Below are 14,362 nucleotides of genomic sequence, written 5' to 3'. Positions count from 1 at the left end.
AGGTTGACGCCGGGACGATGCTTGAGCCCATGCAAGACGCACGGGAGCCGCACGGTTAAATCGGGCGCTCGAATGAATTCACCCAGTTTAGGGGCACCTCGCGCTCGCTTGCTATCGGGGAGGCGCCAGAATTGGCGAGATGTTACGCCGGTGAGGCGCTCCACGGCCCACGGCAGGCAAGCCGAGCCGAGGAGACGGTTCTCCCCAGCGCGGAGCCGCATTGGCGGCGTTACACCTGGGTAGATGGCCGGTGCGACCGCAAATTGTAGACGACGCTTGCGGCGATAATGAGCAGAATCAGGACTTGCGCTACGACGGTCTGGACGGACGGATAAATGCCCAGGACGTCGATACGAGGCATGGAGATCGGCGTAACTTGTAGGAAGCCGACTTTCTGAAGCGCAGCTATGCCTTTACCAATCAGAACGACCGCCAACACGCCGACCAATGCTGAGCTGAAGGCAAAGAACTGACCAATCGGCAGGCGCGCCGTGGAGCGCAGGAGCACGATGGCGATCGCGGCCAGGATGGCGATACCCGACGCAAGTCCTGCGAGCAAAAATACACCGTTGCCCTCTGTCCACAGGGCAGCGTAAAAGAGGACTGTTTCAAACACTTCTCGATAGACGGTCACGAACGACAGCAGGAACAGCATCAGCGCTGATTTCTTGTTCAATGCCGAGGACAGCTTCGCCTTCACATAGGCCTGCCAGCGACCCGCAAGACTCTTCTGGTGCATCCACATGCCCACGCCAAGCAACACGATTGCGGCAAACACTGCGGAAAAACCTTCCGTCATCTCGCGACTGGCGCCACTCAGGTCGACGACATAGGTGGCTACCGCCCAGGTCAGCCCACCGGCCGCCAGCGCAGTAACCCAGCCTGCATGCACGTAGGGCAGGACATCGGTGCGATCCGCTTTCTTCAGGAACGCCATCATCGCGACGACCACCAACAGGGCTTCAAGCCCTTCTCGTAGCAGGATTGTCAGGGCGCCGAGGAAGGTCGATATGGCGTCATTGGTGCCGCCCAGCGCCTCCTGTGCGTCGTCAAGCTGCGATTGCAACTTCTGCGCAATTTCATGGGCGCGTTCCACCTGGCCCGCTGTCACAGCATTGCGATAGAGCCCCATCGTCTTCTCGATATCCTGGAACAGCGCCTGGTTCTTGGCAGCCAGCGCCGGCTCGACGGGCTCGAAGCCGTCGAGATAGGCAGACAACGCCAGCCGCGAAGCCAACTGCCTGTCGCCCTTGTCCAGGGTGGCCAAGCTTTCCTTCAGCTTGTCTCTGGCGATCATCAGGCTGTCGGTGCTTGACGCGGTGACCGAGCCCGGCGTGCTCCTGAGGTACGCGGTCAGTTGGCGAGCGGCATCCGCCCCGACGGTCTTGGCGAGCGCAGCCTCGGAGGTCTGGCTTAACAAGGCCAGCGTGGGCACGGCTGCGTGGAGAGCCGGTTGAGAGGTCCACAGCTTGGCGCCGGCCTGGCGGTCGGCATCCGAATACGAAAGGGTCGAGGCAAAATAGGCGAGCGCCCAGCGTTCCTCGTCCGAGAGTTGAGCAAATGCCGGCATCGACGTCCCTTCTACCCCGCGCGTGATGATTTGCTGTAGGGCAAAGACGCTGCGCTCCTGGGCGCGCTCGTGATCAGCCAGGGCGATCGGTGGCGGGCTCAGCTTTGCAGCTAGTGGGCCGTCCGCGTGCCCGGAAACGCCGTGGCACGAAGCACATTGGCTTTGATACAGCTTTGCCCCTTGTTGCAGATCGGGCAGCTTGCCGGGGGCCATCGGGACCGGATAGGCTGCGAGGAGTCCGCCGGCCAGTTTGCGAGCTTGCTCGCCGACTGATTCGGGCGGGGCCTTTTCTGCAATGGATGCGCGCAACGCCGCCGCTTCCTTGGCCAACTCTGGCGCGGCTGGCGTCGGCGGCAACTCGGTTAGCTGCCGTTCAGCGGCCTGCGCGAACTCCTGCATCTCGGCATACTCGGCTTCGTTGGCGACGTGGCCATCCTTGACGGACCGGCCATAGTCGACAGCAAGGTAGTCCAGTACTTGCCAGATTTGCTTGGCCTTGTCTTGCGTGGCGAGAGGATCTGCCTGTGCGGTCGAGACCGTCACGAACAGAGAGAGCAGAACAATCGAAAGGAGACGCAGGGCTTGCATGGGAGGCCTTACCGGCAGAACAGCGATTTCGCGTACAAATGCGAATGATTGTAATTCTATTTGCCGGCACGATGCCACTATCCAAATGCAGGAGACGAAGTACGGCGCCAGGGATGCCCACCTAGTCGCTTGGATGGGCGGTGGTCCCCCGCGTATCACACACGCAGTCCGACAGTCCCTGCAGAATCCCGCACGATTGGGCGGGCCTGGCACCAGAACAGGCTTCGCGCAGTTCCACCAAATGGTGCTTCAGTTCGAGCAAAGCTCCGATCCGAGATTCGACCTGACGGATGTGCTCATCCAAGAGCATATTGACTTCACCGCAATCCTGGTCGGGCCGCTTCCGGTAACTCAATAAGGTCCGTACGTCGCTCAACGGCATATCCAGAGACCGGCAGTGACGAATGAACTGCAAGCGCTCCACGTGCTCCTCGCCATACAGGCGAAAATTCCCCCGGCTGCGGCCCGGCGGCGGCAACAGCCCTTCTTGTTCGTAGAAGCGAATGGTCACCACCGGGCATGCGGTGCGCTTGGCAAGCTCGCCGATCTGGATATTCATGGCGTCGGATGGGAGATGTCTTGACTCTATAGTAACTAGAGGGTGTTAAATCGGCAACGCGAGATGAATACACACAAGGGGTTGCCATGAGCGAATGTGGCTCGAAGGGATGTGGCTGCGCTTCCGTTGCGACGCGCAACCCAGAACCGAGCACGGTTGGCGCGGGGCTGAAGCAGGCGCGCTACCGAATCGAAAACATGGACTGTCCGACCGAAGAGGCGCTGATTCGCGACAAGCTCGCGAAACTGCCCGGCGTGGGAGGACTTGAGTTCAATTTGATGCAGCGAACGCTAGCCGTTAGCCACCAGATGGCGTCACCGGGCCCTATCGAGGAGGCGCTATCGGCCATCGGGATGCGGGCGGTTCGCATGGACGAAGCAACGCCCCTGCAAAATACGGTACTGGCCATCCACCAGATGGATTGCCCGACCGAGGAGGCGCTGATTCGCAGCAAGCTTGCCGGCATACCTGGCGTCGCCAGCCTCGAGTTCAATCTGGTGCAGCGGACGCTGCACGTCTGGCATGCGGCTGACACGCTATCCCACGTGCTTACAGCCCTGAAATCACTCGGCTTCGACGCCGAAGTGCGCAGCGCCGGTGCCCCCGCAGCGGCCGAGGCACCGGGGCCCGCGCGCACGAACTGGTGGCCGCTTGCGGTGTCAGGGGTGGCCGCGACGCTGGCGGAGGTCGTGTACTGGCTCCATGGTGGCAACCATTGGGGCGTGGTCGCGCTGGCGCTGGCGGCCATCTTCACTGGTGGCCTCACCACCTATAAGAGGGGCTGGATCGCGCTCAGGAATCGCAACCTGAACATGAATGCGCTGATGTCCATTGCGGTCACTGGCGCCATGCTGATTGGTCATTGGCCCGAGGCGGCGATGGTGATGGTGCTTTTTGCGCTGGCCGAAGTCATCGAGGCCAAGTCGCTGGATCGCGCCCGCAACGCCATTCGCGGCCTGATGGATCTCGCACCGGATACCGCACTGATTCAGCAAGCTGACGGCAGTTGGGCCGAGGTGGATGCCAAGGCCGTCGCAGTTGGTAGCCGGATTCGAGTCAAACCTGGTGAACGCATCGCCCTCGACGGTCAGGTCATTGAGGGGCGCTCCACCGTCAACCAGGCACCGATTACCGGCGAGAGCCTGCCGGTCGAAAAGATCGAGGGCGATCCTGTGTTCGCTGGCACGATCAACGAGTCCGGCTCATTCGAATTCCGCGTCACGGCGGCAGCCAACGCGTCAACATTGGCGCGCATCATTCACGCCGTCGAAGCGGCCCAGGGAAGCCGCGCACCGACGCAGCGCTTCGTCGACCAGTTTGCCCGCCTCTACACACCCGTCGTATTCGCCGTGGCCTTGGCGGTGGCGGTTCTACCCCCGTTGGTGTTCGGTGGACCGTGGCTGGACTGGATCTACAAGGCCCTGGTCCTGCTGGTGATCGCCTGCCCCTGCGCTCTGGTGATTTCCACGCCGGTGAGCATTGTCAGCGGCCTGGCCGCGGCCGCGCGGCATGGCATCCTCATCAAAGGCGGCGTCTATCTGGAAGAGGGGCGCAAGCTGAAGTGGTTGGCCTTGGACAAGACTGGCACCATCACGCACGGCAAGCCCGCCCTGACCGATTTCGTGGTGTGGGGCGACGCCAATCCGGCCACATCCAGGCTGCTGGCTGCGAGCCTGGCTGCCCGCTCGGATCACCCAGTGTCCCTGGCGGTGGCGCGCGCCGCCGAAGGTGAAGGATTGATACCTTGCGACGTCGCCGATTTCGCGGCATTGCCTGGCCGTGGGGTGCGTGGCAGCGTCGATGACCACTCCTACCATCTGGGCAACCACCGGCTGGTCGAGGAACTGGGCGTCTGTTCGCCAGAACTCGAATCGCGGCTCGCTGCGCTTGAGGCCGAAGGCAAGACCGTTGTAATGCTGGTCGGACCAGAGGGGGTGCAGGCGTTGTTCGCAGTGGCCGACACAGTGAAGGAGAATAGCCGTCAAGCCATTGCCGATTTGCACACCTTGGGTGTCAAAACGATGATGCTGACGGGCGACAATCCGCATACCGCCACGGCAATTGCTGGCCAGGTCGGCATTGACCGCAGTCGGGGCAATCTGCTGCCCGAAGACAAGCTGCGGGAAGTCGAACAACTGTCAACGGACGGGAAGACTGGCATGGTGGGCGACGGCATTAACGATGCGCCGGCGTTGGCGCGAGCGGACATTGGCTTTGCGATGGGCGCGGCAGGAACCGACACGGCGATCGAAACTGCCGACGTGGCGTTGATGGACGACGATCTGCGCAAGCTGCCGACGTTCGTGCGGCTGTCCCGTGCCACCGCCAGCGTCCTGAAGCAGAACATCGCTCTGGCGCTCGGCATCAAGGCGGTGTTCCTGGTGCTCACCTTCACTGGCCAGGCCACGATGTGGATGGCCGTGTTCGCCGACATGGGCGCCAGCCTGCTGGTGGTCGGCAATGGATTGAGGCTGTTGCGTCGATGAGCTGGAAGGCCATTTTTTACGACTGGGGCGGCTTGAACGGTGCACTCTTTCAGCTTATCAACGCGGCCACGCCGGCGTTCCTGATGCCGCTTGCCTGGCTCTTCAGCAATGTCCTGGGCAACTACTGGACAGCGCCCGTGGTCGTGCTTGGGCTGTGGGCATGGTCAAGTTCAACGGCAGAGGCTAGGCGCACCATGGCGATTCGCTGTCAGCTTCTTCAATTTGTAGTCGGCTTCGGGATCGCATTTGCAATCGCCTCATGCTTGAAGCTCGGGCTCGATTTCCCGCGCCCGGCGGCAGTGTTTGGCCAGTTGGATCATGTGCTCGGCACGGTGGAGGAGCGCTACAGCCTACCGAGCGGCCACTCCACGTACGCCGCACTGGTTGCCGGGGCGTTGTGGCCGCTGCTGGGCATTCGCCGGAGACTGGCTTTGATTGTCTATGTCGTGCTGGTCGGCTGGTCGCGCATTGCTGCAGGCATGCACTTCCCCGCCGATGTGCTGGCCGGCTGGGGGATCGCCACCGTTAGCCTGATGCTCGCTGGCTTCCTGGTGAGGATGCTGCCGGGCGCAATCAGGACAATGGCGACGCGTGCAAGCGGTGCCTGGTACGCCTTGGCAGCCGCGGTGCTACTAGGCGATCAACTTGCAAAGACCGTCATCTCACAGCTCTTTGGGTATGGCGAGCAAGTCGGCATTACCCCATTTTTCAATCTTGTGCATGTCAGGAACAACGGTGCGGCGTTTAGCCTGCTGGCGGGCGCTGGCGTCTGGGCGCGTGTCGGTTTTGCCGCGCTTGCGATGTGCATTTCGCTGTGGCTAATTGACCAGCTTCGCAGGGGCGCGCCGAGATGGGAGGCGGCTGGCTATTGCTTGATCTTGGGTGGTGCGTTGGGTAACGCTGCAGATCGCCTCTTGCGGGGAGCTGTGGTGGATTTCCTCGATTTCCACTGGCGAGGGACACATTGGCCTGCATTCAACCTGGCCGACGTGGCGATCACGGTCGGTGCGGTCTGCTTGATCGTGGCTACGCGGCGTCGCGGCGGGCAAATCCGAGCAAATTCCACGGCGTAGCCACTACTATTCCTTGCAATGGAGGATCGCGCCAATCGAGCGCCGCACCGTCGAGAAGCCCGTGTTGTTCGAACTCAGGTTGCGTCGAACTCGCGCTGTGCCAGATTCGCCGACTTGCCAATGTAGATAAGCCCGTTGGTCGGCACCTCAAAAGGGGCGATCGCATCTTGGCAATTGAGAAAGAATGCATACACGCCTGGACAGCTCGGCGCACTCAGTTGTTCGGGAGTGGACGCCCTACTCAGGAGGATGTCAACGATCTGGTCGTGGAGCATGGTCGCAACCGCATAAGAGACAGTAGCCGAACACCCATGATGCCAGTGTATTTGGCTGATTTGCAACGACGTCTGGCGCGAGGCGCCGCCCTACAACCCAAAACTTGCATGATTTCGTTGGCAGGCGACGCGCGACATCGGGGGCGAAAACGGCACGGAATGGCGGCTTTCATGCGAGGGAGCCAGGGGGGCTTCTGGCCGGGAAGCGACCTTCGTCACAGCGCAAGTCCCGGTCATGCTCTCGGTGTACGATGTGCGGGGAGAACCGTCCGAGCGGGACGAGACATTGTGGAATCTCAAAGTCCATGGGGGCAGCTATGGGGTTTTCTTGCCGAAAGTTTCTCATTGCCCGTGACGATACTCTCTGGCAGCTGCCAACCACCAAATTCCAGCGGATGTTGCGGGAGCCGGCCAACCACTGCTTGTCCACTTTTGCCGGGCAACGCGCACGCATGGCCGATGTGGTCGTCGAACTGGTGGCCAGAGAGCCAGTGCGCGTCGTTCGAACGACGTTTTCCATTCTCACGTTCGATGCCGAAGGTTGCCTCGATCCAGGGGCATTCGAAAAGCAGCAATTTGCGCTCGCGGAGTCGGTCGTTGCCCCCGTCTTCGCCGCATCCGTGGATGAGAGCAAGCAACCCGTCGTTGACGCGTCCGCGCGATTCATTGCGCAAGGGGGCCAATGGGTTCCGACACGAGCTTTGGCGCGCGCGATCGATGAGGCGGCGTTGGGGCAACGACGGTGCCTACGCCTGTAGGTAGTTGCGCAAGCGCGGCGCTTTGGTAGGTGCGCATGCCGGCGTCGGCGCGCCGCCAGCGCAAGCCGGTGGGGCAGAGCGCCTCACAAATGACAGGGACGATAAGCGCCTACTGTGGCGAAGCGGGCGCGGTGAATGGTTGACCCTGTTGCTCGCCCACGGTGTGCGCATGGCGTCGGTCGTCTTCGGCGTGCAGGTAGATGCCAGTCGTCTCAATCGACGCATGCCGCAGGTTCTTCTGGATAAAGCGGATATCGGTGCCGGCGTCGGCCTGGTGCGAAGCCGCGGAATGGCGCAGCCAGTGCGTCGAGGCACGCGCCAGCGTCGCCGCGCCGACCGGATCGCTCGTCTCTAACACGGCGGCCGCCCGCCGGAACACTTCCTTCGCGATCAGATAGACCGCTGTCGGCGTGAGGTGCCGCTGCGCGTCGCCGGCAACGCTCAGGATGGCCGGGCTCAGCTCACCGGGCGCCGGCATCGGCAGCAGGCCGTGGAACGCACGATAGCGAGCAAACTCGGCCATCAGGGGTGCCCTTGATATTGCTGCAGTTTGCCGGGATAGCGACCCAGAGTATTCATGCGGGTTTCCGGGCAATGGCCAACACGATAGTCATGTAAATCAATGGGTTACTGACTCAAGATTTTGAATGTCATACGTGGCGCACGAGGCACGTATCAGGCAGCTCATTGCGTCTCCGTGTCCTTGCCGTTAATCTCGGCGGTCCGTCTACCGCTTGGGAGAAAAGCGCGATGGATCACTGGCAACTGGCGTATCTCGGCATGCGACAGATGCCGCGCGAGCTCAGCGAGTTCGAGCTAGCCACTTTCTTCACTTTCTCTCCCAAGGAGCGCGCCCTGATCGACGCACGGCGCAGCCAGCTGTACCGGCTGGCCTGCGCCGTCCACATCGGCTTTGTGCGTATGACGGGCCGCACCCTTGACGCCTCCAAGCAGGTTCCGAAATTTCTCTGGGCATATGTTGGCGCCCAACTCGGCATCACGCCACCGGATATGGGCACGCTGAGCGCCCTCTATGACCGGCGCACCGACACGCTGGTGGACCATCAGATGCTCGCCTATCAGGCGCTCGGTTTCAGCCCGATGGCTGAGCATCAGCGACGCTACGTGACGCGTTGGCTCAAAGAGCGCTTAGCGGGACAACCTAGTCGCAGTGACATGCTGCACGAGCTCAAGCGGTGGCTGTACGAGCATCGTGTTCTGATCCCGCATGACCGTGCGCTGAAACGCCTCATTAGCCAGGCCGTGGAGGTTTCCGAGGCGGCATTGACTGACGCGTTGGTGCTCGCATATGGCGAGGCATCGCTTGACGCTTGGGGGGCATTGCTACCTCGTCCGGAAGGCAATCAAGCAAGTCTGCAGCAATGGCTGTGGGCGGTTCCATTGCGCAGCTCCACGCATCAAATGGGGGAGCTGTTTGACAAGATCGAGCGGCTGTACAAGTTGGGCGTCCAACATCGCTGGCCGGCCGTCTGCAATGAGGCGGTGGTACGGCACTACGCGAGACGTTGCGCCAATCGACCGGCCTCGGTCAGCAAACGCATGGTGCAGCAATCCCGCCGCTTGGAGTCTGCTTGCTTCTTGCGCTATGCCTTGTGTGCTGCCACGGACCAGATGTCGTCCATGCTGCGCCACTGGATCCGCAAATCCGTCAACGACGCAGGACGGCTCATTGACGCTGGCCGGCCGGATCCAGAAATCAAGCTGCGAGAATTTGCGGCAGCCGTCAAAGGGCTCATCGCTGATGACACGCTCACACGAGAAACGCTCTGCCAACAATTGGATGCTTTGGCCGACGCCGCAACGAGCCAGCATCGCCTGCGAAGCCGTGCCAGCATGATTCGAGAGCAACTGCTGTTGCGGCATCGGCTTGCGAGAGCCATGCTGGGCAGGCTGGTCCAGCTGCCATTCGCCACGCAGTCCGCCCATCCAGTGATAGAGGCAATGGAGATCTTGCACAATCTCTATGCGCGGAAGGCTAATTGGCTACCAAATCGGGTTGCCGTGCGCTTCGGGCGAGCCTGGCAGCCAGTACTGGAGGGGCAGGACCGTAAGCGAGCGCTGGCCGCCTTCGAATGGGGAACGCTGTTTGCCCTGCGGGTGGCGCTACGCAATGGCTCGGTATTCCTGGATCACAGCTTCGCCTTCCGCAGCCAAGCAACCATGCTGATTTCCGGCCAGGATTGGCAGGCGCGGCGCAACCACTTCTATGGCCATCTCAAACTGCCGCAGGACGCAAGAGCATTTTTGGAACCTGTGGTCGAGCACCTCGACGCGGGGCTCGCCCGGCTGCGCGATGCCGCCGTGCGGGGCGAGCTAAGGATCGATAGCGCCATCCATGTTGATCCATTAAAGGCGAAGCGGCCCGAAGCTTCGGTTGAGGCCCTGCGGCGTGCGCTATTTGACCGGCACCCAGACGGACAACTGCCTGAAATTCTTCTGGAAATCGACAGCCACACTCATTTCAGTTGGCTTCTGCTGGGGCGAGAACCGTATTCTCGCAGTGAGCTGCTCATGGTCTACGCCGCTGTGCTCGCGCACGGGACCTCGATGTCTGCGACGGACCTCGCTCGCATGGTGCCGGAACTTTCACCAAGCGCGATTCGTCAGATGATGCGATCGTATCGCGGACGAGCGGAAACTGCGTAAAGCCGCTGATTCAGTGCTTGCTTTCATGCATCAGCATCCCATCGCCCGGCATTGGGGGCGCGCCGAGTTGGCGTCTTCCGACATGATGTCGCTGGAGACGACGCGCTCGGTCTGGCAAGCGCGGGCTGACCCACGTCGGCGTACCGCTTCGATTGGGATGTACACCCATGTCCGCGACCGGTGGGGCATTTTCTACGACCAGCCAATCCTCCTGAATGAGAGACAAGCCGGCGCCGCCATCGAGGGCGTGATTCGCCAGAATGGCGGGGAAGACGTAACGCAGCTCGCCGTTGATACCCACGGCTACACCGACTTCGCCATGAGTCTGTCACGGCTGCTCGGCTTCGATCTCTGCCCGCGACTCTCTCATCTGCGTGATCGCCGGCTGCATGTACCCAAAGGCCATGCAGTGCCGCCAGAACTGGCCGCAGTAGCGGACGCCGATGTCCGTCTGGTATTGATCGAACTTGCCTGGGATGAACTGGTCAGGATTGCGGCATCGGTCCAGACCGGCCAATGCACGGCGGTGCAGGCGCTTACACGTTTTGGCGCGGCGGCAAGGGGGCAACACGTGTATGAGGCGGGTGTGCACCTGGGACGGCTATTCCGTACGATTTTCCTCGTCGACTATTTCACCAACACCGCGTTCCGCCAGGAGATGCAGCATGCCTTGAATCGCGGCGAGGCGGTGCACACCGTCCAGCGGGCCATCCACTATGGAAAAATCCCCTTGGAACTAGCTCGGCACGATGCGTCGCTGGCAGCGGTCTCGTCTTCGTTGACGCTGTTGACCAATGCCGTGATGGCTTGGAACACGCTGCACATGCAGGAGGCTCTAGAGGCGATAGAGGCCATCGGAGGAGAATCCATGCGTGCCGAAGACCTGCGCCAGATCGCTCCGACTCGTCTGGAAGGTATCAACTTGCGCGGTACTTTCGATTTTCCGATTGCACGCTACGCGCACCGCCTACCACCGAATGCGACAAGCGTGCAGACAGTACCGTCGACCTGGCGTACAGCATGACCTCATTTACAGGTCTTTGAGCCGATGGAACTTCCCATACGGAACGGCTTTCTCCTAAGCTGATAAGTGGAGGCCGGCCTGTCAGGTTGTTTCGTCTGACGTGCCGGCCATTCCGGCAGCCTTTATAGCTAAACCGTTTGACCGCCAACAGCGAGTCTATTTCCGCAGGTCCACAACGGTGGCCTTGCCGTCGACAGAATCGAACGTCGCCGAGACCTGGTCTCCTTCCTTCAGCCCCTTTAGCATGGCCGGGTCCTTGACCGGGAAAGCCATGGTCATGGCAGACATGCCCAGGTTGGCGATGGGACCATGCTTGAGTGTGATTTTTCCAGTTGCCGCGTCAATCTTCCGCACTTCCGCGGGCACAGGCTGAGGCGCCTTCTTTGCACCCGCCGACGGCGTCATGTCCATGCCTTCCATCGTTGCGGCGGTGCCGGGTAGCGCAGCACCTATAGGGGGCGGTCTCTAGAATGAAGTGCAACACCCTGATGTTAGGGTGTTGGGATGGGACAAAGCTACAGTCAACTGGGTATCGAAGAGCGTAACTGTAGTCATCGCCTGCTAAACGAGGGGTGCAGCCTGCGTCAGGTCGCGAGAGTGGCGGGGCGAAGTCCGTCGACTATTTCACGCGAGGTTGCCCGGGCCGGAGGTCATCGTTCCTACGATGCTGCGAGCGCGCAGGGTATGGCGCTGAGAAGGCGTCGACGTGGGCCGCGCAAGCTGGCAGCAGGCACGGCGCTGCTGAAGCTGGTGAGAGCATGGCTGCGCGTGGGCTATTCACCGCAACAGATTGCAGGCAGACTCCGGCGCATGTATGCCCACCAGCCGGAGTTCCATGTGTCCCACGAGACGATCTACTGCGTGATCTACGCCACGCCGCGCGGTGAGCTGCGCCGCGAGCTAATCGGCAGCCTGCGTAAGGCCCACAAGGAGCGTCGTTCACGGGGCGCGGGGAACGATCGCCGAGGCAAGCTGCAGGATATGCGCTCGATCCACGAGCGGCCCGAGGAGGTGTTCGAGCGGCTGGTGCCTGGGCATTGGGAAGGCGACCTGATCAAGGGCGCGGGCAATCGCAGCGCAGTGGCGACGCTGGTGGAACGCAAGACGCGCTTCGTGGTGTTGGCGAAGATGGACGGTTGCGGGGCGGAGGCAGCGCTGGAGGCGTTGACCAAGAAGTTCCGTCGGGTGCCGCTGGCGCTTCGCAAGAGCCTGACCTACGACCAGGGCAAAGAGATGGCGCATCACGCAGAGCTGACCAGGCGAGTCAGTACCGAAGTGTTCTTTGCCGACCCGCACAGTCCGTGGCAGAGGCCAAGCAACGAGAACATGAACGGACTGGTTCGGGAGTATCTACCGAAAGGCGACGATCTATCGGTCTTCTCGCAGGGGTACTTGAACGGAGTCCCGAAGGCGCTGAATTATCGCCCTCGGGCGGTTCTCGACTTCGCCACTCCCGCCGAAGCCATGGCCGAAGAGATCAACAAATTACGAACTGGTGTTGCATCTCAGACTTGAAACCGCTGTCACGGCCAGCGCTGCCATCTTCTCGCGTTCCGTACTCACGGCACCCTCCTTAATAAGAGATTCAGGTAGCGAATGCCTGGCCGAATTGCCGGGCCCGCTTGACGTCATCGGTATGCAAGTAGATGGACGTGGTCGAAATTGAGGCGTGGCGCAGGTTGTCGCGCACAGCGCTCAGTTCGACAGTAAGCGCCCGGTGAACCCGTCTCGACGGGGCTACGCAGGAAGGACGGAAGCAGTCCAGCGATGTGGCAGGAGCTCCGCGATGTCGGCGGTCTTCTGAGTCGGCAGTCGCGTAAGCACGTCTTTCAGGTAGGCGTACGGATCATGCCCATTGAGCTTCGCCGACTGGATCAGACTCATGACTGCGGCTGCGCGCTGGCCAGCGCGCAGTGAGCCCGCGAACAGCCAGTTCGATCATCCAAGAGCGATAGGCCGTATTTGCCCTTCGATATGATTGTTATCGATGGGCACGGCTGGATCCTCAACGTAGCGCACGAGCGCCGCCCAGCGTTTGAGGCTGTAGTCGATGGCACGCGCGATGGCCGCGCCGTCGGGCACCCTCCGCCTTTGTTCACTAAGCCAGAGATGCAGCGCATCCAGGATTGGTCTGGCCCGCTGCTGTCGCGCTTCCAGGCGTAGTTCTGGCTCGGCGTCCCGCACCTCTCGCTCGATCTCGTAGAGCCCAGCAATGAAGCGCAGCGCCTGGCCAGCCAATTCGCTCTTGTGCTTGTCGTGCAACTCAAAGTACTTACGACGCGCGTGAGCCATGCACCCAATCTCGACGATGCCGCCGCCGAAGCTGGCCTTGTAGCCCGAGAAGTCGTCACATACCAGCTTGCCCAGCCAGCCCCGCCGGAATGCGCGGGCATGTTCGCCGCTGCGGCTGGGGGCAAACTGATAGATCACCGCACGTAATGACGAGAGTTGGCTCGGTGCGTAGGCCCACAGGTAGGCGCGATGCGTCTTGCCGTCGCCTGGCGAGAGCATCTGCACTGGTGTCTCGTCGGCATGCAGTACGCTCTGGGTCAATACCTCCGCCTGCAGTGCATCCACCAGCGGTTGCAGACGCACGCCGCAGATGCCGACCCACGCGCCCAGCGTCGATTGCGGGATCGCCAGGCCGGCGCTTGCGTAGATGCGTTCTTGCCGGTACAGAGGGAGATGGTCGCCGAACTTGGACACCAGCGTATGCGCCAGCAGGCCGGCGGTGGGGATGCCCTTGTCGATGACGTGCGGAGGAACGGGTGCCTGGGTGAGAGTCTCACATTGACCGCATACCCACTTGCCCCGGATATGACGTTCGACCGTGAACACGCCAGGGGTGTAGTCCAGCTTCTCGCTGACGTCTTCGCCAATGCGCTTGAGCGCGCAGCCGCATGTGCAAGTCTCGGACTCCGGCTCGTGACGGATCTCAGTGCGAGGCAATTGGGGTGGAAGTGCTTGGCGCTTCGGCTTGTCCTTGGGCTCCGACCTGGATGAAGGAGTCAGTGCTTCGAGCTCGGCTTCGATTGCCTCAAGGTCTGCATCGAGGGCTTCCTCCAGCAAGCTTGCCTGGGCAGATGTCCCAGCACCAGCGCATCCAGTTGCTCTCGGCACAGCGGCGTCGCGATGGCCGTCATACCGTCGGTCCAGACGAAGCGGCCCTTATTGCGGGATTCATGTTCCGAATCTTGCCAGTTCCCCGTCACTCCAACTATTGGCACAGCCCCCAATGGACGCTCGGCCCTTGTACCAAGCCACGACTAAAGCACGGTGATCGCCTCATCGCGGCCCAGGCGTTGCCAAGGCAGGGTACACCAGCACCTTGATACGCGTCGCGCGCTTGTTCGTGAAGAGAT

8 protein-coding genes and 4 pseudogenes are annotated in these 14,362 nt (G+C 61.6%); 5 read left to right on the top strand and 7 right to left on the bottom strand.

Annotated elements, in window-relative coordinates; all coding sequences use genetic code 11:
* Nucleotides 1-229: 229 nt before the first annotated feature.
* Nucleotides 230-2,158 carry an FTR1 family protein gene (locus RN01_RS29290; protein WP_008645747.1) on the bottom strand — a complete coding sequence of 643 codons (1,929 nt, stop codon included), beginning with the start codon at nucleotides 2,156-2,158 and terminating at the stop codon, nucleotides 230-232.
* A gap of 121 nt (nucleotides 2,159-2,279) precedes the next feature.
* The gene (cadR, locus tag RN01_RS29285; RefSeq protein WP_008645748.1) at nucleotides 2,280-2,717 is read right to left on the bottom strand and encodes a Cd(II)/Pb(II)-responsive transcriptional regulator; all 438 of its coding nucleotides are present in this window, start codon (nucleotides 2,715-2,717) and stop codon (nucleotides 2,280-2,282) included.
* 86 nt (nucleotides 2,718-2,803) lie between these two features.
* Here cadR and RN01_RS29280 point away from each other — a divergent pair, with 86 nt between their 5' ends.
* Nucleotides 2,804-5,203, top strand: coding sequence for a heavy metal translocating P-type ATPase (locus RN01_RS29280; RefSeq protein WP_011229367.1), 2,400 nt, complete (start codon nucleotides 2,804-2,806; stop codon nucleotides 5,201-5,203).
* Nucleotides 5,200-6,276: a signal peptidase II gene (gene lspA / locus RN01_RS29275; protein WP_011229366.1), complete on the top strand. Its 1,077-nt coding sequence runs from the start codon at nucleotides 5,200-5,202 to the stop codon at nucleotides 6,274-6,276. Before RN01_RS29280 ends, lspA begins: the two co-directional genes overlap by 4 nt.
* Nucleotides 6,277-6,350: 74 nt before the next feature.
* Here lspA and RN01_RS34150 read toward each other — a convergent pair whose 3' ends face one another.
* A complete protein-coding gene (locus RN01_RS34150) occupies nucleotides 6,351-6,551 on the bottom strand; it encodes a hypothetical protein (protein WP_017514740.1) in 201 nt (66 codons plus the stop codon).
* Between the two features lie 305 nt (nucleotides 6,552-6,856).
* On the opposite strand from RN01_RS34150, the gene RN01_RS34145 reads away from it, so the two are divergent.
* Nucleotides 6,857-7,309 (top strand): hypothetical protein, encoded by a 453-nt coding sequence (locus RN01_RS34145; RefSeq protein ID WP_017514739.1) that lies wholly within the window; start codon nucleotides 6,857-6,859, stop codon nucleotides 7,307-7,309.
* A gap of 109 nt (nucleotides 7,310-7,418) precedes the next feature.
* Here RN01_RS34145 and RN01_RS29260 read toward each other — a convergent pair.
* Nucleotides 7,419-7,835, bottom strand: a pseudogene (locus RN01_RS29260) (tyrosine-type recombinase/integrase); the annotation flags it as partial.
* Nucleotides 7,836-8,059: 224 nt separating this feature from the next.
* Between RN01_RS29260 and RN01_RS29255 the strand changes: the two are divergent.
* A pseudogene (locus tag RN01_RS29255) lies at nucleotides 8,060-11,000 on the top strand (Tn3 family transposase).
* 156 nt (nucleotides 11,001-11,156) lie between these two features.
* Here the strand turns inward: RN01_RS29255 and RN01_RS29250 are convergent.
* Nucleotides 11,157-11,420, bottom strand: a complete 264-nt coding sequence (locus tag RN01_RS29250; protein ID WP_011229361.1) for a copper-binding protein — start codon at nucleotides 11,418-11,420, stop codon at nucleotides 11,157-11,159.
* Between the two features lie 84 nt (nucleotides 11,421-11,504).
* Between RN01_RS29250 and RN01_RS29245 the strand changes: the two genes are divergently transcribed.
* A complete protein-coding gene (locus RN01_RS29245; RefSeq protein ID WP_011229360.1) occupies nucleotides 11,505-12,515 on the top strand; it encodes an IS30-like element ISRme10 family transposase in 1,011 nt (336 codons plus the stop codon).
* 70 nt (nucleotides 12,516-12,585) lie between these two features.
* Here the strand turns inward: RN01_RS29245 and RN01_RS33425 are convergent.
* Nucleotides 12,586-12,702: pseudogene (locus tag RN01_RS33425) on the bottom strand (site-specific integrase); the annotation flags it as partial.
* A 35-nt stretch (nucleotides 12,703-12,737) separates the two neighbouring features.
* A pseudogene (locus tag RN01_RS33420) lies at nucleotides 12,738-14,081 on the bottom strand (IS66 family transposase); the annotation flags it as partial.
* Nucleotides 14,082-14,362: the final 281 nt, after the last annotated feature.

It is taken from the genome of Cupriavidus sp. SHE, assembly GCF_000812445.1.
In the GTDB taxonomy this organism is placed as follows: domain Bacteria; phylum Pseudomonadota; class Gammaproteobacteria; order Burkholderiales; family Burkholderiaceae; genus Cupriavidus; species Cupriavidus metallidurans.
The sequence above is the reverse complement of the archived record's forward strand: the minus strand, read 5'-3'. Positions and strand labels throughout refer to the sequence as shown.